Annotated in this window: 20 protein-coding genes, 1 other RNA gene and 1 pseudogene; 18 read left to right on the top strand and 4 right to left on the bottom strand. The window is 32.9% G+C overall.

The genetic code is table 11. The annotated features are described in order from the left end of the window. Positions 1-18 precede the first annotated feature (18 nt). The 9 genes from tpiA (at position 19) to ssrA (ending at position 9,023) form a co-directional block, all read left to right on the top strand. Positions 19-780 carry a triose-phosphate isomerase gene (gene tpiA, locus HMPREF2864_RS06140; RefSeq protein ID WP_002459693.1) on the top strand — a complete coding sequence of 254 codons (762 nt, stop codon included), beginning with the start codon at positions 19-21 and terminating at the stop codon, positions 778-780. A 2-nt stretch (positions 781-782) separates the two neighbouring features. Further along, complete coding sequence (gpmI, locus tag HMPREF2864_RS06135) at positions 783-2,303, top strand: 2,3-bisphosphoglycerate-independent phosphoglycerate mutase (RefSeq protein ID WP_070544953.1); 1,521 nt, start codon at positions 783-785, stop codon at positions 2,301-2,303. 135 nt (positions 2,304-2,438) lie between these two features. Then, a complete protein-coding gene (gene eno / locus HMPREF2864_RS06130) occupies positions 2,439-3,752 on the top strand; it encodes a surface-displayed alpha-enolase (protein WP_002459691.1) in 1,314 nt (437 codons plus the stop codon). Positions 3,753-4,042: 290 nt separating this feature from the next. Further along, on the top strand, positions 4,043-4,504 hold the full coding sequence (locus HMPREF2864_RS06125; RefSeq protein ID WP_062078679.1) for a hypothetical protein: 462 nt from the start codon (positions 4,043-4,045) through the stop codon (positions 4,502-4,504). A 69-nt stretch (positions 4,505-4,573) separates the two neighbouring features. Continuing rightward, a complete protein-coding gene (secG, locus tag HMPREF2864_RS06120) occupies positions 4,574-4,807 on the top strand; it encodes a preprotein translocase subunit SecG (RefSeq protein WP_002459689.1) in 234 nt (77 codons plus the stop codon). Positions 4,808-4,953: 146 nt separating this feature from the next. Further along, positions 4,954-5,694, top strand: a complete 741-nt coding sequence (locus HMPREF2864_RS06115; protein ID WP_002479324.1) for an alpha/beta hydrolase — start codon at positions 4,954-4,956, stop codon at positions 5,692-5,694. Between the two features lie 40 nt (positions 5,695-5,734). Further along, the gene (gene rnr / locus HMPREF2864_RS06110; protein WP_060795386.1) at positions 5,735-8,110 is read left to right on the top strand and encodes a ribonuclease R; all 2,376 of its coding nucleotides are present in this window, start codon (positions 5,735-5,737) and stop codon (positions 8,108-8,110) included. Positions 8,111-8,131: 21 nt separating this feature from the next. Beyond that, positions 8,132-8,596, top strand: a complete 465-nt coding sequence (gene smpB / locus HMPREF2864_RS06105) for an SsrA-binding protein SmpB (RefSeq protein ID WP_002459686.1) — start codon at positions 8,132-8,134, stop codon at positions 8,594-8,596. 65 nt (positions 8,597-8,661) lie between these two features. Continuing rightward, positions 8,662-9,023, top strand: a transfer-messenger RNA (tmRNA) gene (gene ssrA, locus HMPREF2864_RS06100). Between the two features lie 108 nt (positions 9,024-9,131). On the opposite strand, the pseudogene HMPREF2864_RS11890 reads toward ssrA, so the two are convergent. Beyond that, positions 9,132-9,392 (bottom strand): annotated as a pseudogene (locus tag HMPREF2864_RS11890) (tyrosine-type recombinase/integrase); the annotation flags it as partial. A 329-nt stretch (positions 9,393-9,721) separates the two neighbouring features. Here HMPREF2864_RS11890 and HMPREF2864_RS06095 point away from each other — a divergent pair. Further along, positions 9,722-10,108, top strand: a complete 387-nt coding sequence (locus HMPREF2864_RS06095; protein ID WP_172412343.1) for a DUF1433 domain-containing protein — start codon at positions 9,722-9,724, stop codon at positions 10,106-10,108. Positions 10,109-10,659: 551 nt separating this feature from the next. On the opposite strand, the gene HMPREF2864_RS06090 is transcribed toward HMPREF2864_RS06095, so the two are convergent. Then, positions 10,660-11,169: a YagU family protein gene (locus HMPREF2864_RS06090; protein ID WP_002459684.1), complete on the bottom strand. Its 510-nt coding sequence runs from the start codon at positions 11,167-11,169 to the stop codon at positions 10,660-10,662. Between the two features lie 607 nt (positions 11,170-11,776). On the opposite strand from HMPREF2864_RS06090, the gene HMPREF2864_RS06085 reads away from it, so the two are divergent. Next, a complete protein-coding gene (locus tag HMPREF2864_RS06085) occupies positions 11,777-12,295 on the top strand; it encodes a MarR family winged helix-turn-helix transcriptional regulator (RefSeq protein WP_002492753.1) in 519 nt (172 codons plus the stop codon). Next, complete coding sequence (locus HMPREF2864_RS06080; RefSeq protein WP_002492756.1) at positions 12,288-12,647, top strand: rhodanese-like domain-containing protein; 360 nt, start codon at positions 12,288-12,290, stop codon at positions 12,645-12,647. The genes HMPREF2864_RS06085 and HMPREF2864_RS06080 overlap by 8 nt, the downstream gene beginning before the upstream one ends. A 746-nt stretch (positions 12,648-13,393) precedes the next feature. Here the strand turns inward: HMPREF2864_RS06080 and HMPREF2864_RS06075 are convergent. Further along, complete coding sequence (locus tag HMPREF2864_RS06075; RefSeq protein WP_070572143.1) at positions 13,394-14,623, bottom strand: MFS transporter; 1,230 nt, start codon at positions 14,621-14,623, stop codon at positions 13,394-13,396. 807 nt (positions 14,624-15,430) lie between these two features. Here HMPREF2864_RS06075 and HMPREF2864_RS06070 point away from each other — a divergent pair. From HMPREF2864_RS06070 to HMPREF2864_RS06050, 5 genes are all read left to right on the top strand, one after another. Then, positions 15,431-16,384: a cation diffusion facilitator family transporter gene (locus HMPREF2864_RS06070; RefSeq protein WP_002459680.1), complete on the top strand. Its 954-nt coding sequence runs from the start codon at positions 15,431-15,433 to the stop codon at positions 16,382-16,384. 234 nt (positions 16,385-16,618) lie between these two features. Continuing rightward, a complete protein-coding gene (locus HMPREF2864_RS06065) occupies positions 16,619-16,804 on the top strand; it encodes a VraH family peptide resistance protein (protein WP_002459679.1) in 186 nt (61 codons plus the stop codon). 196 nt (positions 16,805-17,000) lie between these two features. After that, positions 17,001-17,780 (top strand): tandem-type lipoprotein, encoded by a 780-nt coding sequence (locus HMPREF2864_RS06060; protein WP_070544951.1) that lies wholly within the window; start codon positions 17,001-17,003, stop codon positions 17,778-17,780. Positions 17,781-18,179: 399 nt separating this feature from the next. Next, positions 18,180-19,982: a purple acid phosphatase family protein gene (locus HMPREF2864_RS06055; RefSeq protein ID WP_037543053.1), complete on the top strand. Its 1,803-nt coding sequence runs from the start codon at positions 18,180-18,182 to the stop codon at positions 19,980-19,982. Between the two features lie 94 nt (positions 19,983-20,076). Further along, a complete protein-coding gene (locus HMPREF2864_RS06050) occupies positions 20,077-20,730 on the top strand; it encodes a hypothetical protein (RefSeq protein ID WP_002493025.1) in 654 nt (217 codons plus the stop codon). Positions 20,731-20,876: 146 nt separating this feature from the next. Here the strand turns inward: HMPREF2864_RS06050 and HMPREF2864_RS06045 are convergent, their stop codons facing one another. After that, positions 20,877-21,440, bottom strand: coding sequence for an LOG family protein (locus HMPREF2864_RS06045; protein WP_002493041.1), 564 nt, complete (start codon positions 21,438-21,440; stop codon positions 20,877-20,879). A gap of 271 nt (positions 21,441-21,711) precedes the next feature. On the opposite strand from HMPREF2864_RS06045, the gene HMPREF2864_RS06040 reads away from it, so the two are divergent. Continuing rightward, entirely contained in the window at positions 21,712-22,119 is a 408-nt protein-coding gene (locus HMPREF2864_RS06040) for a YjdF family protein (protein WP_070544950.1), read from the top strand. The last annotated feature ends 42 nt before the right edge of the window (positions 22,120-22,161 follow it).

Genomic DNA, 22,161 nt, shown 5'->3' with positions numbered 1-22,161 from the left:
ACAATAGGAGTGTTATTAATGAGAAAACCAATTATTGCTGGCAACTGGAAAATGAATAAAACAGTTCAAGAAGCAAAAGATTTTGTAAATAATTTGCCAACTTTACCAGATGAAAAAGAAGTAGAGTCAGTAATCTGTGCACCAACAATTCAACTTGATGCTTTGATTACTTTAGTAAAAGAAGGTAAAGCAACAGGCCTTAAAATCGGTGCTCAAAATACTTATTTTGAGGATAATGGTGCTTATACAGGTGAAACATCTCCTGTAGCATTAGCTGATTTAGGCGTTAAATACGTGGTTATCGGACACTCTGAACGTCGTGAATTATTCCATGAAACAGATGAAGATGTAAATAAAAAAGCACATGCAGTCTTTAACCATCACATGACACCAATTATTTGTGTAGGTGAAACGGATGAAGAACGTGAAAATGGCAAAGCAAACGATATTGTAAGTAATCAAGTTAAAAAAGCTGTTGCTGGCTTAACTGATGCACAACTTAAAGAAGTTGTAATTGCTTATGAACCAATTTGGGCAATTGGTACTGGTAAATCTGCAACATCTGATGATGCGAATGAAATGTGTGCACAAGTACGACGCACATTAGCTGAAGTTTCTAGCCAAGATGTAGCAGACGCAACACGCATTCAATACGGTGGTAGCGTTAAACCAAACAACGTAAAAGAATACATGGCACAACCAGATATTGATGGCGCTTTAGTCGGTGGCGCATCTCTTAAAGTGGAAGATTTCGTTCAATTGTTAGAAGGTGCAAAATAATAATGGCGAAACAACCTACTGCATTAATTATTTTAGATGGCTTTGCAAATCGTGAGGAAGAACACGGTAATGCTGTTAAGCAAGCCAACAAACCTAATTTCGATAGATATTATAATAAGTATCCTACAACGCAAATTGAAGCAAGTGGTCTAGATGTAGGTTTACCTCCAGGCCAAATGGGTAATTCCGAAGTCGGGCATATGAATATTGGTGCAGGAAGAATCGTGTATCAAAGTTTAACGCGTATTAATAAAGCGATTGAAGAAGGAGACTTCTTTGATAATGATGTCTTGAACAATGCGATTCAACATGTCAAAAATCATCAATCTACTTTACATGTTTTTGGCTTGCTCTCTGATGGCGGTGTGCATAGTCACTATAAACACCTATTTGCATTATTAGAGTTAGCAAAACAACGTGGCATAGACAAAGTTTATGTCCATGCGTTCTTAGATGGTCGTGACGTAGATCAAAAATCAGCATTAAAATATATTGCTGAAACCGAAGATAAATTTAAAGAACTAGGTATTGGACAGTTCGCCTCTGTTTCAGGTCGCTATTATGCTATGGATAGAGACAAACGTTGGGATCGTGAGCAAAAAGCATATAACGCAATACGTGCTTTTGAAGGACCCCAATTTGCTTCAGCCGAAGAAGGTGTAGAAGCTAACTATGCTAAAGATTTAACCGATGAATTTGTAGAACCATTTATTATTGAAGGTCAAAATGAAGGAGTCAATGATGGCGATGCGGTAATTTTCTTTAACTTCCGTCCAGACCGTGCAGCTCAATTATCAGAAATATTTACAAACAAAGTTTTTGGTGGCTTTAAAGTAGAACAAGTCAAAGATTTATTCTATGCCACATTCACGAAATATAATGATAACATTGATGCTGAAATTGTCTTTGAAAAGGTTGATTTAACTAATACAATTGGTCAAGTAGCTCAAGATAACCAATTAAAGCAATTGCGTATTGCCGAAACAGAAAAGTATCCACACGTCACTTATTTCATGAGTGGTGGCAGAAATGAAGAATTTGAAGGTGAACGTCGTCGTTTAATCGATTCTCCAAAAGTAGCAACATATGACTTGAAACCTGAAATGAGTGCTTATGAAGTTAAAGATGCTTTACTTGAAGAGTTGGATAAAGGCGATTTAGATTTAATTATCTTAAACTTTGCTAATCCCGATATGGTTGGACATAGTGGTATGTTAGCGCCAACAATCAAAGCAATTGAAGCGGTAGATGATTGTTTAGGTGAAGTCGTTGATAAAATCTTAGAAATGAACGGCTATGCCATTATTACAGCTGATCATGGTAACTCAGATGAAGTATTAACGGATGATGATCAACCGATGACGACACATACCACAAACCCAGTTCCAGTAATCGTCACTAAAGAAGGCGTAGAATTACGGAAAACTGGCCGTCTTGGTGATTTAGCGCCAACATTGTTAGATTTATTGAATGTAACTCAACCAGAAGAAATGACAGGCGAATCACTCATTAAACATGACTAAAAACATTGTTTAATGGTGAAATCATTGATGCGCAATGATGACATGCAGCTTGTCTGCTAATATATGAAATTATTTTATTAATTATTCAAATCAAGCTATAATAGCTTTAGATTAAAGTAAAAGGAGTTTTTGAACATGCCAATTATTACAGATGTTTATGCTCGCGAAGTCTTAGACTCACGTGGTAACCCAACAGTTGAAGTTGAAGTATTAACTGAAAGCGGTGCGTTTGGCCGTGCATTAGTGCCATCAGGTGCTTCTACTGGTGAACACGAAGCCGTTGAATTACGTGATGGTGATAAATCACGTTATGGTGGTAAAGGTGTTACTAAAGCTGTTGAAAATGTTAACGAAATTATCGCACCAGAAATCATTGAAGGTGAATTTTCAGTATTAGATCAAGTATCTATCGATAAAATGATGATTCAATTAGATGGTACGCCAAACAAAGGTAAATTAGGTGCAAACGCAATTTTAGGTGTTTCTATCGCTGTTGCACGTGCAGCTGCTGAATTATTAGGTCAACCTTTATATAAATATTTAGGTGGATTTAATGGTAAACAATTACCAGTTCCAATGATGAACATCGTTAATGGTGGTTCTCACTCTGATGCACCAATCGCATTCCAAGAATTTATGATTTTACCAGTAGGTGCTGAATCATTTAAAGAAGCATTACGTTGGGGCGCAGAAATCTTCCACAACTTAAAATCAATCTTAAGCGAACGTGGTTTAGAAACTGCTGTTGGTGATGAAGGTGGATTTGCACCTAAATTTGACGGTACTGAAGATGCTGTTGAAACAATTATTAAAGCCATTGAAAAAGCAGGTTACAAACCAGGCGAAGATGTATTCTTAGGATTTGACTGTGCATCATCAGAATTCTATGAAAATGGTGTATACGATTACACTAAATTCGAAGGTGAACATGGTGCTAAACGTAGCGCAGCTGAGCAAGTTGACTACTTAGAAGAATTAATTGGTAAATACCCTATCATTACGATTGAAGATGGTATGGATGAAAATGACTGGGAAGGTTGGAAACAATTAACTGACCGCATTGGTGATAAAGTACAATTAGTTGGTGACGACCTATTTGTTACAAACACTGAAATCCTTTCTAGAGGTATTGAAGAAGGAATTGGTAACTCTATCTTAATTAAAGTTAACCAAATCGGTACATTAACAGAAACATTTGATGCGATTGAAATGGCACAAAAAGCAGGCTACACTGCAGTTGTATCACACCGTTCTGGTGAAACAGAAGATACTACAATTGCTGACATCGCAGTAGCTACAAATGCTGGCCAAATTAAAACAGGTTCATTATCTAGAACTGACCGCATTGCTAAATACAACCAATTATTACGCATTGAAGATGAATTATATGAAACTGCAAAATTTGATGGTTTAAAATCATTCTACAATTTAGACGTTTCAAAAAAATAATTATCAAAAAATGCAATAAAAGTTCACGCTAATAATTATGAGTCTGGAACATCATTTTTGTTCCAGGCTCATAACTATATATTGGCAGTAATGACTGGATTGAAAATACGCTTATACCAAGCTTTTTTCAATCCTAGTCAACCTTGCCGGGGCAGGACTACGAATTCATAATGAAGGCTATCTCGCTTTCAATCCTGTTCTATTTTTTATATAAAAAGCTGGAACGGTAATGTTATCATAGTAGTGAAACTGATATAATAAGATTTGAATTGATTAAAAGGAGTTACATGATGGAAAAACAAACTCAAGTAAGAGAAAAGCGGACAGGCAACTTAATTGCAATCAGTTCACTTGTGTTCAGCGTCTTATTAGTGTTCCATAATTTTGTCGCATTGGATATGGCTACAGCTAAAGCGCTACTTGCTTTTGCAGGTCAGAAAACATCAGATGCTGTTGCGCATAATTTATTAAATGGCTTTAGATATACGGGGATTATGTATATTTTAGCTTATTTAGCCGGTGTAATTGCATTTTGGAATAGACATATGTACTTATGGTGGTTTATGTTTGCCGTTTTCGTGTCAAATGCCATTTTTACCTTAATCAATATTTCACTAGTGATAAAAGGCATCACTACAGCACATTCATTCATGTATGCATTACCAATTCTTATAGTAATTATTGGTTCTTTAGCACTAGCATTGTATATGCTCGTTATCTCGATTAAACGTAAAAGTACATTTAATCGTTAGTAGATTTGATATAAACAAGCGTTCTGTGATATAATTCAGTTCGTATATAATGAATGGAGGACAATTTTCATGCATACATTTTTAATCGCACTATTAATCATTGATTGTATTGCATTAGTAACTGTTGTATTACTCCAAGAAGGTAAAAGTAATGGACTTTCAGGTGCTATTAGTGGTGGCGCAGAACAGTTATTTGGTAAGCAAAAACAACGTGGCATCGATTTATTTTTGCATAGATTAACAATTATTTTAGCAATCATATTCTTTATCATATTGATTGGCATAAGTTATTTCCAATTATAAGGTCCGACGATATAAATGTCGGGCTTTTTTAATTATAATAAGTGTATGTGACTGTTAAAGTACACAATAAATAGGAAAATAATGTCGCCTTTAAAGACATGTAATAATATAAAATAGTTATGTTTAGAAATAGGAGAGATGTTGTTATGCAAATTAAACTACCCCAACCATTCTTTTTTGAAGAAGGCCCTCGTGCTGTCTTACTGCTTCATGGTTTCACAGGAAATTCTTCAGATGTAAGACAACTAGGGCGTTATTTACAGAAAAAGGGAATCACCTCTTACGCACCTCAATATGAAGGTCATGCGGCGCCGCCAGAAGAAATTTTAAAATCAAGCCCACATGTCTGGTTTAAAGATGCATTAGATGGTTATGATTTTCTTAAAGAAAAAGGCTATGACGATATTGTCGTTGCTGGATTATCTCTAGGCGGTGTTTTTGCACTAAAATTAAGCTTAAATCGAGATGTAAAGGGTATTGTAACGATGTGTGCTCCTATGGAAGGTAAGACTGAAGGAACAATATACGATGGTTTCCTTGAATATGCACGCAACTTCAAAAAATATGAAGGAAAAGATCAAGCAACGATTGATCAAGAAATGGAAAACTTTCACCCAACTGAGACATTAAAAGAGCTAAGTGCGACATTAAGTGAAGTTCGAGATGTTGTCGAAGAGGTGCTGGATCCCATTTTGGTTATACAAGCAGAACATGATGAGATGATTGATCCTCAATCAGCCAATTATATATATGACCATGTTGATTCAGAACAAAAAGACATTAAATGGTATGCCAATTCAGGTCACGTCATTACGATTGATAAAGAAAAAGAACAAGTTTTTGATGACATTAATGACTTTTTAAATACGTTAGAATGGTCAGAGTAAGGAATAAACAATAGAAATGAATATAGAAAGGAGGGGCATGATGAATTTAAAGCAATCCATTGAAGCAATCGTTAAGCAACCAGATTACGAACCGATGTCTGTGTCAGATTTCCAAGATGCTTTAGGTCTTAATAGTGCCGACTCATTTAGAGATTTAATAAAGGTGCTTGTTGAACTAGAACAATCGGGGTTAGTTGAACGTACAAAAACAGATAGATATCAGCGAAAACAAGGAAAGTCATTAGGCTCAAAATTGATTAAAGGAACATTGAGTCAAAACAAAAAAGGATTTGGCTTTCTTCGACCTGAAAATGATGATATGGAAGATATTTTTATTCCACCGACAAAAATAAACAGAGCCTTAGATGGTGATACAGTGATTGTTGAAGTAAAACAATCTAAAGGTGACCATAAAGGGAAAATTGAAGGTGAAGTGAAATCCATTGAAAAGCATTCGGTCACACAAGTTGTGGGAACATATAGTGAAGCTAGACATTTTGGTTTTGTCATTCCTGATGACAAACGAATTATGCAAGATATTTTTATACCAAAAGGGCAAAGTCTAGGTGCTATAGATGGTCATAAAGTACTCGTACAAATTACTAAGTATGCGGATGGACATGATAATCCAGAGGGACAAGTATCCGCTATACTTGGTCATAAAAATGATCCAGGCGTTGATATCTTGTCTATTATTTATCAACATGGCATAGAAATTGAATTTCCAGATGCAGTCTTGAAAGAAGCAGAAGCTGTTCCAGATGAGATTTCTCCATCTGAAATTGAAGGTCGTACAGATTTACGTGATGAATTAACGATTACGATTGATGGTGCAGATGCAAAAGATCTTGACGATGCCATTAGTGTTAAAGCATTAAAAAATGGAAACACCGAACTTACCGTTAGCATTGCAGATGTCAGCTACTACGTTACTGAAGATTCTCAGCTAGATAAGGAAGCTTACGATCGTGGGACAAGTGTCTATTTAGTTGACCGCGTCATACCTATGATTCCACACCGTTTAAGTAACGGTATTTGTTCATTAAATCCAGACGTTGACCGATTGACATTAAGCTGCCGTATGGAAATTAATGCACGTGGTGAAGTCGTTAATCATGACATCTTTGATAGTGTGATACATTCAGACTATCGCATGACATATGATGCTGTAAATCAGATTATTACTGAAAAAGACCCAGAAGTCCGTCAACAATATGAAGCCCTCACACCTATGCTCGATTTAGCGCAAGACTTATCACAACGCTTGATTCAAATGCGTCATCGTCGAGGAGAAATCGACTTTGACATCAGCGAAGCGAAAGTATTAGTGAATAGTGAAGGCATTCCAACAGATGTCGTCACACGACAACGCGGTGATGGTGAACGGCTAATAGAATCGTTTATGTTGGCAGCCAATGAAACCGTAGCGGAGCATTTTAGTAACTTAGACGTACCATTTATCTATCGTGTACACGAACAGCCAAAATCCGAAAGACTAAGACAGTTCTTTGACTTTATAACGAACTTTGGCATAATGATAAAAGGTACAGGTGAAGATATTCATCCAGCTACACTACAATCTATCCAAGCAGAAGTAGAAGGACGACCAGAACAAATGGTCATCTCAACAATGATGTTACGTTCAATGCAACAAGCGCATTACGACGATGTAAACCTTGGACACTTTGGCTTATCGGCAGAATATTATACACACTTTACTTCACCAATACGTCGGTATCCAGATTTAACCGTCCATCGCTTGATTCGCAAATATTTAATTGAGCATAGCATGGACAGTAAGACACAACACTATTGGGCAGAAAAATTACCAGAAATTGCTGAACACACATCTCAACGTGAGCGTCGTGCGATAGATGCAGAACGTGATACCGATGAGCTTAAAAAAGCAGAGTATATGATTCAACATATTGGTGATCAATTCGAAGGTATTATTAGTTCTGTAGCCAACTTTGGCATGTTTGTCGAATTACCAAATACAATTGAAGGCATGGTCCATATTTCCAATATGACAGACGATTATTATCATTTTGAAGAACGTCAAATGGCATTGATTGGTGAGCGCTTAGCAAAAGTATTTAGAATTGGAGATACCGTCAAAGTTAAAGTGACCCACGTAGATGTAGATGAACGTATGATAGACTTCCAAATTGTCGGTATGCCAATATCTCAAAGTAGTAGTCAACGTCCAGCGAGAGGTAAAACCATTCAAGCTAAAACACGCGGCAAAGCTTTAGACAAATCAAAAAACGATGGGCAACGTCGCAAAAAATCTAAGAAGTCAAAACAGCGCAAAGGTAAAAATGCACGCAAAAAAGAAAAAAATGGTCAAACAAATCACAAACCATTTTACAAAGATAAAAGTGTGAAGAAAAAGTCACGAAGAAAGAAAAAATAAGCAACAAAGAGGTGATAACCAGTGGCTAAAAAGAAATCACCAGGGACATTAGCTGAAAATCGTAAAGCACGACACGACTACAACATTGAAGATACCATAGAAGCAGGCATCGTCTTACAAGGAACCGAAATAAAATCGATACGTCGTGGCAGTGCTAACTTAAAAGATAGCTATGCCCAAGTAAAACGTGGAGAAATCTATTTAAACAATATGCACATCGCACCATATGAAGAAGGAAATCGCTTTAATCATGATCCATTACGCTCTAGAAAACTCTTATTACATAAACGAGAAATTATCAAACTAGGCGAGCGTACAAGAGAAGTAGGATACTCAATCATTCCGCTTAAACTGTATTTAAAACACGGTCATTGTAAAGTACTGCTTGGCGTAGCAAGAGGTAAGAAAAAATACGATAAGCGTCAAGCGTTGAAAGAAAAAGCGATGAAACGCGATGTAGATCGTGCGATGAAAGCCCGTTATTAAGCAACGTCATTGCTTAATCGGGCTGATTTTGATATGATAATTAATGCTTGTTTATTATTCATTACGGGGACGTTCTTGGATTCGACAGGGGTCCCCCGAGCTTATTAAGCGTGTCGGAGGGTTGTCTTCGTCATCAACACATTCAGTTTATAATAACTGGCAAATCAAACAATAATTTCGCAGTAGCTGCCTAAGCGCACTCTGCATCGCCTAACAGCATTTCCTATGTGCTGTTAACGCGATTCAACCTGAATAAGATATGCTAAACACTGCCGTTTGAAGTCTGTTTAGAAGAATACCAATCAAGCTAGCACAACGTTGGTTGTCTATGACCTTTCATTGTGTGAAACTGAAATATAGACTACACACGTAGAAAGATTTGTATCAGGACCTCTGGACGCGGGTTCGAATCCCGCCGTCTCCATTATATAGCCTGCAACCACTGTGGTTGTGGGCTTTTTATTTTTGGGTGCACAAAAAGTGCGCAGATAGTGCACAACGCATAAAAAACCACTGCCTCATTTTTAGGTAGTGGTTATAAATATTTAATTATTTCTTTCTGTGTACTAAGGTACAAATGTCCGTATCTATTATATACTTCAGTGCTATCTGCATGACCTAATCGTTGTGCTATTATCATAATGCTTACACCATGATTGACTAACATAGAAGCATGAGAATGTCTTAAAATAGTAGATTCACTATAGGCTTTGAAGAACGTACCAAATAATACATAATTATCTTTATAAATGCTATTCTTTTTATATCATTTTAAATAATCTTTGCTATCGTTTATCTCTTTTGATATAAAAATAGTATTATCACTTTTAAGAAAATTAAGCTTGTGGGGATTTATTGGAATTATTATTAGTCATCTCTAGTAACAGGGATAATTACAACAATATTTTTTATTGGATTAATAGGAAATTTAATAATATAAAACTGCATGCTGAAATTATCTCAAAAGCTAGAATTGAGTGGATAAATTAATTTAGAAAGTTATCAAGTATTTGTATGAAGCGTATCAATCATTAGTTATTGGAGAAACACTTTTAAAATTTAGAAGAAAAGTTGAAAGAAATAAATTTGATACGAAATATTTAAAATTAAATAAGGATTGATTTTTTGAATAAAAAAATATTTTTAACAGTTATTATATTAATTAGTATAATATTGATCGTAGGAGGCGTCTATTTAAAAATGAAATATGATGAACAAAAAGAAAAAGAACAAAAGTACTATAATGAACAAAAAGAAAGAATAACTTTATATATGAAATACAATGTCAAAGATTTCAAAAACATTGAATTTACAGAATTCAAAAAAAATCCAATGGATGGCTATGATATTAGCGGTTATATAAATAAAGATAAAAATTTATCTTTTAGTGTAGGTATAAGGTCTACAGAAAATTTTCAATTTAATGGAAATATATCTTATTCAGAAGAATTAGAAAATAAATTTATTAAAAATACGAAAACAGTATCACAAATAAAGAAAGAACATAGATAGGTCAAAATTGTAACTAAGCAATATTTTAAGTGGTGTTTTTACGCTGAGATATGTTCTTTGTTGAAGTAGAGATGAATTACTACGTAAAGGTTGTGGGTTATGGTAAATATCAAGTGACTAATCGTTACGATTTATGCAAATATAAGGGAACAACTGGTTTCATGCTTTGTTTAAGTAGTTTTAAAATATAATTCTATTAGAATTTATAAAGATGGCCCATCAATCAACTGAAATTACTTAGGTTCTATAATAAATCGGACTGGTGATTTATTATAGAACCAATTTTTATTAATGACTTTAGTCTGTTGAGCACGTAAAGCATGCGAAATAAAAAATATATTCAAAACTAAGAAATGCAAGATAAAGCACTAGGTAAATTGAATGTAAGAGAAACCTCTTTATAGGCTAGCTAAAGTGACAATCACATTTTGGGTTGGAAATGAAATGAAAAAGCCAGCGCCTATAGACGCTAGCCGGTATAGCGGGCTTATAGCCGCAAAACAAACCACCCGTTTGACGGGTGGTTTTGATTTTTAATAGTATGACTTAAATTAAGCATTTATTATTTTTAACTTAAAAAAATATCGTCTGACCATTTCTATAACCATCATCCAAACTACATGACCAAATAGTTCAGAAATATGTTCTGTGAATGGTTGTTCAAAAGGACTTGGGACAACTTGCATGATAGGCATAATAACCAAGTGAAAAGCAATCCAAATTATAATTCCAAATAATGCACCATATCCCAAAGTAATCTTAGAATATTTATTAGCTAAAATAATATAAATAATTGCTATTACAATTGAAAAACTATAATGAACAATAAAGCTTACAAATGGCAATGCGTGTTCAGAAAAACTATATGTAAGGTGTGTGACATTTGAAGGTATTCCCAATATCTGTAAGAGTTCTTGAGGCGGATTTGTTGCATCTCTAGCTGGTGTTCTTGGTGGGAACATAACTTCCCAACCTAATTTAACTATTCCTGACAGTAAACCGGCTAAAATACCTACCCAAAGAACTTTTAACCAGTTTTGCTTCTTATTAGTATTGTCCATTTTTAACTTCTCCTTTCTATATCATTTTTATTATAGCATTATTAGAACTTTTTGAATATTTAATATACTATTTAAAGTTAATAGTCAAAATTAGTATTTTTGTGATGCTTTACTAAAAAATTAGGTAGATTAAGCATAGAAATCTAATTAATGTGTATGTTTGAATGATTATCTATTCTTTATGAATAACAATGTCTAATTTTTGAAAATAGCTACTTAAACAATTCATTCTGTTAGATATAAAGAGTAGAAAAATGGAATTTCCTTTGTTTTTAGGGGACATGAAATACTAAGTCATACATTCAGTGACGTATTTTTCTCTCACGCTTCGAAAATTGTGAAATTAGATAAATAGAATAAAGCAGACATTAATTGAGACTACGAGTATTAACCAACACTACATTTAGTAATATGGTTTAAAGAATCTGCGAAAAGAGGACTGCGTATAGACGATGAAATAGTAATAAAAAGTTTGTGGTTAAGAAAAGTGAATTTGAACCTAATCTAGACACGAACTAATTGAATGTATTTATACTTTTCAAAAATAAAAAGATGTGTTACGCTTTAAGTGGTTAGGCGCCTAACTATATTAGAAAGGGTTGTTCACGTGAACGAATTTTATTTGATAGATAGTCCGACTTATACAAAATTAGAAGGACTGAAAAAAGAATATGAAAACTTAGATATTATTTCTGTCATGTTATATCTTGAAATTAATAAAGCTTACAAAATTATGAAAAGTAAATATGACAAGTTTATAGAAGAATATGATTTGTCAGAAGCTAAGTTTTCAATTTTAATGTTGCTTTCTTATGAAGAAAATATGACTTTATCGCCATCAGATTTATCTAAGAAAATAGGTAATAAAAAATCAACAATTACAGGATTAGTTAAAGGGTTAGAAAAACAAGGCTTAATTAGAAGGGTTAATTTATCAAATGATAAACGTTCCAGTTATGTACAAATGACTGAAATTGGTTATTTAAAGTTGAAAGAGTTTTTACCTAATAATTATGACTTTGTGTCAAATATATTTAGTGATTTTGATGAACAAGAAAAAGAAACATTTTTTCATTTGATGAATAAATTAAGAAATAAAATAGAAGAGGATGGAGAAAATGAATAAAATTGAATTTTTAGAAACATTTTTAAGCTTATATATTAATCATCATGTTGTGCTTGAAGATATGGAAAAAGGTACAAATAAATATACAGTTTTAGACGTAAGAAATGCACCTAAAGAAGTGAAAAAAGATAAAATTAAAGGTTCTTTAGAGATACCAGCTAAAGACTTAAATAATCGTTTAAACGAGTTATCTCAAGATAATATTTATGTTGTTTATGATTGGACTGGAGGAACGATTTTAGGTAAGCAAGCGTTGTTAGAATTATATCGAAATGGTTTTGAGGCTTATGAATTAGCTGGAGCATTAGAAGGATGGAAAGGTATGAGCTTACCATTAGAAGATGTAGAATAGTTAAGTTTTTATCAGTTATACTTTTAATTTATGCTATTTTTAAAGTTAAATTACCTTCATAAAAGAATAATTGAAATTTTAAGTGAATACATTAAAAAATCGTAAAGATGACCTTATACATGAGGTTATTTTATAAGGTGAAAAGTTATTGTATTTATTGATTCAATCAGTAATTGACGATGAAATAGCAACGAAAGAGATTGTGGTTAAGAATGGTGAAACTTGACTAGAAACTGGTAGGTTAAAACTCGTATACCATGAACATGTGGAATTTGTAGATGTACCTATCAATTCTAGTAGTAGATTAAAGGCTAATGATATATTAGGCCGTTATCTTAGATTAGCAATATTCAAATGCTGTAGTTCACATTTATTACAAATATTAGTTTTATAGAGAAAAGTAATAAGAGTCTGGGACATAATTATATTTTAGGCTCTGAGTTCTATATTGGCAGTAGTTGACTGGATTGAAAATACGCTAATACCAAGCTTTTTTCAATCCTAGTCAACCTTGCCGGGGCGGGACTAAGAATTCATTATGAAATCTGTCCCGCTCCCTTATTATTTAATATTGTTAAAGCCAACCATTATATGTTTTGCAACTGTTTTTTACAATCAGCTATTGAATCAGAATTATGAGATACTTTTTTGCGAAACAAAGTACTGGCAATACCCAAGTGAATACGATTTTTTATAAAGAATATAGATATTGGCGACGAACTAAGATTCTAATTTTTACAGCATATTTAATGATTTTTAAAAATATGTTTATATTCAATTTTTTCTATTTGGGGCAGTGATCTATATGGTTTAGATAGGTAAAATATAAGGCTGCCGATTATAAATATCAGACCTGTAAGAACAAGCGTATAATCAAGACCTAAATATTTAATTAATACACCACTAGATAAGCTGCCTAAAGGTAAAGTCATTGCAGATATGCTAGTTATTATAGTAGTAATGCGTGCTAATAATTTTTCAGGAGTTACCTTTTGTTGGATTGATACTAGAGAAACGTTACCTATACTAATAGTGATAAATGAGATTGGAAATAACATCATAAAAATAATATTAGGAACATAGTTAATAAATATTAAAAGTAAACCCGAGGATAAATATAAAAATATCAAGATTTTACCATAACCAATATTTACATTATTTATATAAGGCGCAAGTAATGAACCAACAATTAAACCTAATGAAAGTAAGCTCATTAATAAGCCAAAATAAAATGAATCACCAAGATAATTTGCTTTTAAAGGGACCCAAGTATAAAGAATTCCTAACCCAAAATTAAGAATGGAACTTGATACAGCTATTAAAAGTAATAAAAAATGATATACCTCTTGAAAGCCTTCTTTTAAATTATTTAAATATTTACCTTTATATATAGATTCTGTTTGTGTTACAGGCCATTTTATTAACATAAAAAATAAAGCAGCGATTAAAAATATTAACGAATTACCAAAATATAATGGAATGAAAGAGAGTGTAGCAACAATAATACCACTTAAAGCATTCATGATAACATCTGTACCTTGATAAGCCACACTCATAGCAGAATTTGCTTTAACTAACGCATCATTACTTACCAAAATAGGAATTGCTTTTGATTGTGCTGGATAACCTATTTGCGTACAAAACATAGCGAGTGTCACTAAAATAATTAAAAGATAAACATTTAAGATGCCAATAAAATACAAAAAAGTTATAGTTAATAAAATTAAAAATTGAAGAATAGGCGTTATGATGAGCGTCTTTCTTAAAGCAATAGCATCTACTATAGGCCCAAACAAAAAAGAAATACACATAGGAATCATTAATAATGTATTTGTTAATCCAACTAATACTGAATGATGTGTCCATTGTAAAACTGTCCATGTTGTTGCTACATAATAAAGGCTATCTCCAGCATTAATTAAAATTCTTGCTAAAAGTAGATTGAAAAAAGATTTGTTTTTATGTAAATGTTTCATATTTATCATCCTTAATTATAGTACTTTAATTAAATTATAAGTTTTTTAGTATAAAAATAAAGTATTATTAACAAATTCATCAGTATACAATTAATTAAATTATGGTATAGAAAAAATATTGAATAAACATATATTATGCTATCTAGATGTCCATTGCCTGATTTACAAATAATTTTAACGTTGAATGATAATTTATGTTGTAAGACGCAAGTTCAATAATTCTAATGGCAATGCTCAAATAATTCGATAGATTTAGAGTACGAGTACTTAAGGACGTTGAGAAACTACAAAATGTTTAGTATATTATAGATGTAAATTACATATTTTATAGAAGCTAAATGCCGGTTTATCATAAATAAATATTAAAGAAAGGAGCCTCTTTCAATGAGCTTTTCAGCCTTAATGAGTATTGTTTTTTATTTATGTTTAGCCTGTGTCGTTTCCATTCCATCGATGATTTTAGGGATTAAGAAGCATAATGAAAGAAAAAAGAATAATTAGAGATAGATATATGTTATATTTTCGATGTATTTATATAAATTGAGTCATGTTGAAATAATTATTTCATGAAATTGCCAACTGAAATATCACGTGTATCTTAAATACTTCTTTTCCATAGTTAAGAACAGAACATGCTGTTTCTTTTGTATAAAAGAACTTTGAAAATGTGAACGCTTATGCGTATATTTTTCTATTTTACTAAATATAAAAACATTACTAATTCATGTTACATTTTTTTACAAACATGTAATAATAAAAATAGGGTATTTACAAGAAATATATTTAGTAAAATAGGGGTTATTTAAAATGGCAAATAATACAAAATATTTTCATCATGTTGAACATAGAAAGTTTCAAAATCATTCTAAATTTACATTATGGTTATCATTAGTTATAACGCTCATCTTTACGATTGTTGAATTTGCGGGTGGTATCTATGCGAATTCTTTGGCGTTACTTTCGGATTCATTTCATATGCTGAGTGATGTCTTAGCTTTAGGGTTATCTATGGTTGCGATTTATTTTGCGAGTAAACCGCCCACAAAAAATTATACTTATGGTTTCTTAAGACTTGAAATTATTGTTGCTTTCCTTAATGGACTGGCTTTAATTGTTATTTCTTTAGGGATTATGTATGAGGGTGTCATGCGTATCATTCATCCGGAACCAGTCGAGAGTGGGGTCATGGTTGTTATTGCTACACTTGGGCTTCTCGTTAATATCATTTTAACGTTGATTTTAGTTAGATCTTTAAAAAAAGAAGACAATATCAATATTCAGAGTGCGCTATGGCACTTCATGGGGGATTTGTTAAATTCTCTTGGTGTTATTGTGGCTGTAGTATTAATTCATTTTACAGGTTGGGAAATCATCGACCCAATCATTAGTATCATTATTTCACTTATCATATTTAATGGTGGTTATAAGATTATAAAAAATGCGTGGAAAGTGCTTATGGAGCGCGTTCCAGAAGGATATAGTTCAGACGAAATTATCGATCATATGAAACGTATTGAAGGTGTTATTGATGTACATGAATTTCATTTGTGGAGCATCACAACGAACCAAAGCTCTCTTAGTGCACATGTGGTTTTAAGTGATAAATATATTAAATCTCCATATGCGACCATTAATAAAGTCTCAGATTTACTTAAAAATAAATATCATTTAGAACATGTCACACTTCAAATTGAAAATATTGAACTCAATCATTTGAATGAAGATTATTTTAAGCAATATCAAGGTGATTCTCAAGACTAATATGGCACGATATTTTATTATTTTCTAAATAGCTGATGCATATGTCGTTTAAAAAACAATAATTTAATACTACTACTGTTTCCTATGATATGTTAATAACATGTCAGGTTGACTATCATGAATCAACAGATAAATAGTGAAGAAAGAATTTTGCACGAATCTAATTTATATCATAGAAATTATATGATAGTCTATACATAAATAAGCAGTAAATTTAATATAGGTGGTCTTATAATGAGTATAAAAGAAATGTGGGATTATTTAGTAAATAAAAAGTGGACATCTAAAGATATTGGTATACTTATTTTTTATGTTATTGTCGCAAGTATCTTTGCCACACCAGTACTAGGAATTCCTCTCGGTGTGTTGGCCTTTCTAATTATTAATGAAGATGTTTTGGATGATAATAAAAAGCAATAAAATATTTATATTGGATTAAGAGTTACAGCACTCATGTGTTGTAGCTCTTTTTTTAAATTTTCTTTATAAATTGAAAAATATGTCAGTGACGTCTTCTGATTTTATAATATAAATATTTAGTTGTTCGCATCTCTATGTTTTGATAATATAAAATAAATATAATAGACATCGATGGAAGTATAAGGGATGTGAAGACATGTTGCATTCAAAGAAGTTGCTTAGATGCTTGCTCATTTTAATGCTTTTTATTGGCGGATGTGGCATGAACAACAAAGATAATAATAGAGAAGCTCAAATTAAACGTAGTTTTAATAAAATGTTAAGTATTTATCCGACTAAAAACCTTGAAGACTTTTATGATAAAGAGGGCTTCCGAGACCAAGAATTTGATAAGAACGATAAAGGAACGTGGATTATTAGCTCTGAAATGAATATTCAAACAAAAGGAGATAATTTGAAGTCAAGAGGTATGATTTTATATATAAATAGGAATACTAGAAAAACAAATGGATATTTTGAAATAGATGAAATAAGTGAAGACAAAAAAGGAAGACCACAGAGTAAAGAAAAGAGATATCCAGTAAAAATGGAGCACAACAAAATCATTCCAACAAAACCAATAAATGATAAAAAGTTAAAAGAAGAAATAGAAAACTTTAAATTTTTTGTACAATATGGCAATTTTAAAGATATCAATGACTACGGAGATGGTGATTTTTCATATAATCCCAATGTGCCAAGTTATTCAGCAAAATATCAATTAACTAATGATGATGATAATGTGCGACAGTTAAGAAAAAGATATCATATTCCAACCAATAAAGCACCTAAGTTATTGTTGAAAGGTGATGGCGATTTCAAGGGTTCATCTGTTGGTTATAAAGATATAGAATTTACCTTTGTAGAAAAAAGAGGAGAAAATATTTATTTTACTGATAGTATAGACTTTAATCCAACTGAACATGACGAAAGATGATAATAAAATATTTATATTTGATAAATAAGCTAGAACATCATTATGTTTTAAGCTATGAACTAAATATTGACAGTAGTTGACCTGGATTGAAAATACGCTGATACCAAGCTTTTTCCAATCATAGTCAACCTTGCCGGAGCGGGACTACGAATTCATTATGAATGCTGTCTCGCTCTTTTTTATTATGAACTGTGTCCATAAAACCGCTAATACTTTATTAATAGCTGAAAGGCCTAACAATAATTAATATTTATTAGATTATTCTGCATATTAATAGTATATAATTTAATTAATTTTTTAATATAATAATCATGCTAGATTTACATTCTTTTAAAGTCGTCTTGATATCTTAAATATGTAAGGCGATGTTATTCAATTTAATTTAGGGAGGAATTACAGTTGTATTTGCAAACAAAAAAATCAAAATGGATAAGTGGTATGGCTAGTATGGTTATGGCCTTAAGTATGACTATGTATTGTCCAGGAAATGCTGAAGCAAGTGGTGCGGGACAAGGTCCTGATCAAGCTACAAATCAAAATGAAATTAAAGTGACACAGACTAAACCACATGTTGCGCCAATACCTACAAAAAACAGTCCGAACCGAATTATGACAAATTTTAATGGCAATACTCAGAAAGAAATGGGCTTTAGTTGGTATACAACGGATCGGTTCAAAGATGCTAAAGTTTGGGTTTCTGAATCTGGACGTTTTGATGATGCACAAATATTTAATGCTAAACCTAAGAAGGTGAACTCAAAATATCTTGAGCGTGATGATAGTGGTCATTTTATTTTTAAAGATGTACAAAAAGATGATGAAGGCAACATAATCAAAGATAAAAATGGCAAGGAAAAAGTAAACGGGTATTATACTGATGCAAACGCACATGGCCCAGAATGGACAAGTGGTAATGAACATGGTGAAGCTACGTTAACATCACAAACAGAATATACATATAAAGCAAAAGCAACGGGCTTAAAACCAAATACAAAATATTACTATAAAGTGGGCAGTTTGCAAGGTGGTCAAAGTACTGTTGGGCAATTTCAAACATCAGGTAACAAAGGGGATGCCTTTAAGTTTGTTCAATACACAGACACACAAAATGCGTTTTGGAATGAACATGTTAGAAATGAGGCACAATTTGGAGCTGACACATTAAATCAAGCAATTCAAACGGCAGGCAATCCTAATTTTGCATTGCATACGGGGGACTTCGTAGAGACAAGCGAAATTGAAGATGAGTGGGCAGATTTATATGATCAATCAAGACCGTCATTTATGTCTTTACCTGTAGCTGCTACAGCTGGGAATCATGATGAACATGCGTTTAATGAAGATGATCCAAAACTATTAGGACAATTTAATCAACACGTCAATGTGCCAAAAGCAAATAATGCGGTTAATGGTGGTTCTTATTATTCATTTGACTATAATGGTGCACATATGGTTGTAGCAAATACAAATGACAATAAGAAGTCAAAAGATAATCCAGACGAAAAAGCAATTGGTAAACAACAAATGGCATGGATTAAAAATGATATTAAACAAGCCCGCAAAAAAGGTGCTAATTGGATTATTTTAAACTTGCATAAACCAATGTATTCTAAATCTTATCACGCTTTATCAGATGAAGACATTCAAAAAGTTCGCAACGAACTGACAAAAGAAATTGACGATTTAGACGTTGATTTGGTATTGCAAGGTCATGATCACGTGCTTGCACGCACGCATTCACTTAGACATACCTCAACTAAAAACAGTTTTGTTAATGCTAGAAAAGAAGATGCCAAGCAAATATTAGGCGATGATCATGTTGAATACTATGACAATCCTAAAGGATCAGTGTACGTCTTACCAAATACAGGTGGTACAAAGGCCTATGACGATATTTATGATCGTTCATTAAAACACATCAAAAAAGTAAGACCAGAACTTAAAGGATTAACGCAACGTCAACTGGATCATTATAACAGTTTGTTTGCTGTAGGAAAGCAACCACAAAAGACATCTGCATTTAAAAATAAACATGCAAACAATAGAGATTCTTCAGCACAAAACTTTTCAGTGTATGAAGTTTCAGGCAATAAGTTAAAAGTTAAAATATATCAATTATACGGTGATATTAGTAAAGGTGAACCAAGAGATATTAAATTAATAGATGAGTTTGGAATTAAGAAAGATAAAAATAAACGATAAACAGCTATTCTTATGAACTAAATCATAAGTTGAGATAATGGACGATGTGACTGTATTTTTAACAGGGTTAGCAAGAATGGAGTGTTAAACTTTGATGACAGGCAAAAGATACATGGCAGTATTACTAACAGTTTGCATGGTATTGACGGCATGTGATAGTCATGGCGATAAGCAAACAGAAGCTTCTGGCACACCACATGTTGAGCATCATGATAAAGAGCGACAACAGTTAAAAAAAGATGTGCTTAAGTGGGCGAATAAACAAGGTGAACAGCATAAGCGGGCCGTTACCAATCGCTATTTTGGTAGTGGAGAGATATCGACTGGTGATTGGTACGCCTTAACCGCAGATGGTCAGCTACAAGTGAGCAATCAAAACAAACCCGGACCCAAGGCATTTAAACTCCATACGCTTGCAGGATTTGTAACGTATAAATCAGCACATAAGCAAACTGGAATAGATTCTCGTGCCCAAAACTTATCTAATGTAGAGGGTTATGCAAATGTTGCAGATATGTCATATCCCATAACCAAATATTTAATCGCAGATAATGGTAAAGTATATAAATATCAATTTCAGAAACAAGATGATACGAGGTTATCTAGTGGCTTTGCGCCGAAAGATCATAATGACAAAGATCCCAATCTTAGTCCGAATATACAATTTAAAGAAGTAAACAATGCCACAATGAAACAACTTTTGAAGCAGCTAAAGCATAAATATCCACAGTTATTTCGTGAATCATAGCATTAATAAAAGTACGAAGTGATTTAGAAATAGCAAAAGCTATGGTGGTCCTAGCACAAATAAATAGAATTCATTTCAACACCACTAAGATGATAATAGCCGTATGATATTTCAAGGTATCTTGATTTTCATACGGCTTAATTATTTCATTTATAAGTTCTAATTTCTGGCGCTTGATAACATTGAATAAATTGTTCCATTTCATTAATATTATCTGAGAATAGCATATGTTGGCGATCTGTTTGACTCAAGAAGCCTTCAGTAACCATATGATCGTAAAAGTGTTGAATATGGTCGTAGTAATTATTAATGTTATAAAAAATACAAGGGTTTTGGTTTTGTCCAATTCTTGACCATGACACAACTTCGGAAATCTCTTCAAGTGTTCCCGGACCTCCAGGAAGTGCAATGCATACATCACCAAGAGATAAGATTTTTTCTTTACGTTCAGACATTGAATTTACAATGATTAATTCATCTAAGCCATTATGGGCTAATTCTCTTTGTTGCAGAAATGTGGGCATGACACCAATTGTTTTACCACCATGTTGTATGACGCTATTTGCAATCGCTCCCATTAAACCTGCATTGCCACCGCCAAAGATAAGCGTATGGTTTTGTTCAGCAATCCATTGACCTAGCTGAATTGCGCCTTCTTTATAAATACCGTTGTGGCCTTCACTCGCACCACAATAGACAATAATATTCACATGTTTCACTCCTAAGAAGTTTCGTTTTTTGACAGTAATACGTTATAAGTATAGTAAAATGTTTAAGCAATATAAAGCGATATTTTGGATTAAGTGATGCATGAATCATTATTCTACTCTTTATTAACACCCTAAGTTACGTTATATTGTAACCAGAAATGTAAAAACACAATTGGGTTGGTAGTCCCAATGCAAAGTTTAGCTTTGTCAGTAACCTTCCTCCTCAGGTCGTCCATCATTTCTAATTGCTAAAAATTAGAGGAGGGGTAGCATGGAGCTATCTATATTACATGATGGTCAGTTTTTTATAGGTTTGGTTGAATACCGTAAAGGTCAAAAGGTGAAATTTATAAAATACACGTTCGGTGTAGAGCCAGATGACGAAGTAGTATTGCAATTTATTACCAATCATTTATTAGCTTGTTTAGATGATGCGGAGGTTGAAATAAATAGCAAACCGCCAAAGAAACACCTTAATCCTAAACGATTACAACGTCGTGTGGCTAAAGAACAAAAACATCCTAAAGATTTAACAAAAGCACAAATGGCATTAAAAGAAGAACAACAACGGAAGAAAAAGCGCCGTAAACAACGTTACAAAGCAGATAAAGAAGCTGAAAAAGCCTATAAAAGAAGAGTCAAAAGAATTAAAGCAAAAGAAAAACATAAAGGCCATTAATGTGTATTGGGAGCGGGACAGCATTCATTATGAATTCGTAGT

This window comes from Staphylococcus sp. HMSC059F04 (assembly GCF_001812565.1).
Classification (GTDB): domain Bacteria; phylum Bacillota; class Bacilli; order Staphylococcales; family Staphylococcaceae; genus Staphylococcus; species Staphylococcus lugdunensis.
Note: the sequence above shows the minus strand (reverse complement) of the source record. Positions and strands in the feature narration are given on the sequence as shown.

What these genes read in the sequence shown, in the direction of transcription:
- tpiA (WP_002459693.1), top strand. Translation starts at nt 19, where the DNA reads ATGAGAAAACCAATTATTGCTGGCAACTGGAAAATGAATAAAACAGTT.
- gpmI (WP_070544953.1), top strand. Translation starts at nt 783, where the DNA reads ATGGCGAAACAACCTACTGCATTAATTATTTTAGATGGCTTTGCAAAT.
- eno (WP_002459691.1), top strand. Translation starts at nt 2,439, where the DNA reads ATGCCAATTATTACAGATGTTTATGCTCGCGAAGTCTTAGACTCACGT.
- HMPREF2864_RS06125 (WP_062078679.1), top strand. Translation starts at nt 4,043, where the DNA reads ATGGAAAAACAAACTCAAGTAAGAGAAAAGCGGACAGGCAACTTAATT.
- secG (WP_002459689.1), top strand. Translation starts at nt 4,574, where the DNA reads ATGCATACATTTTTAATCGCACTATTAATCATTGATTGTATTGCATTA.
- HMPREF2864_RS06115 (WP_002479324.1), top strand. Translation starts at nt 4,954, where the DNA reads ATGCAAATTAAACTACCCCAACCATTCTTTTTTGAAGAAGGCCCTCGT.
- rnr (WP_060795386.1), top strand. Translation starts at nt 5,735, where the DNA reads ATGAATTTAAAGCAATCCATTGAAGCAATCGTTAAGCAACCAGATTAC.
- HMPREF2864_RS06090 (WP_002459684.1), bottom strand. Translation starts at nt 11,169, where the DNA reads ATGGACAATACTAATAAGAAGCAAAACTGGTTAAAAGTTCTTTGGGTA.
- HMPREF2864_RS06080 (WP_002492756.1), top strand. Translation starts at nt 12,288, where the DNA reads ATGAATAAAATTGAATTTTTAGAAACATTTTTAAGCTTATATATTAAT.
- HMPREF2864_RS06075 (WP_070572143.1), bottom strand. Translation starts at nt 14,623, where the DNA reads ATGAAACATTTACATAAAAACAAATCTTTTTTCAATCTACTTTTAGCA.
- HMPREF2864_RS06070 (WP_002459680.1), top strand. Translation starts at nt 15,431, where the DNA reads ATGGCAAATAATACAAAATATTTTCATCATGTTGAACATAGAAAGTTT.
- HMPREF2864_RS06065 (WP_002459679.1), top strand. Translation starts at nt 16,619, where the DNA reads ATGAGTATAAAAGAAATGTGGGATTATTTAGTAAATAAAAAGTGGACA.
- HMPREF2864_RS06060 (WP_070544951.1), top strand. Translation starts at nt 17,001, where the DNA reads ATGTTGCATTCAAAGAAGTTGCTTAGATGCTTGCTCATTTTAATGCTT.
- HMPREF2864_RS06050 (WP_002493025.1), top strand. Translation starts at nt 20,077, where the DNA reads ATGACAGGCAAAAGATACATGGCAGTATTACTAACAGTTTGCATGGTA.
- HMPREF2864_RS06040 (WP_070544950.1), top strand. Translation starts at nt 21,712, where the DNA reads ATGGAGCTATCTATATTACATGATGGTCAGTTTTTTATAGGTTTGGTT.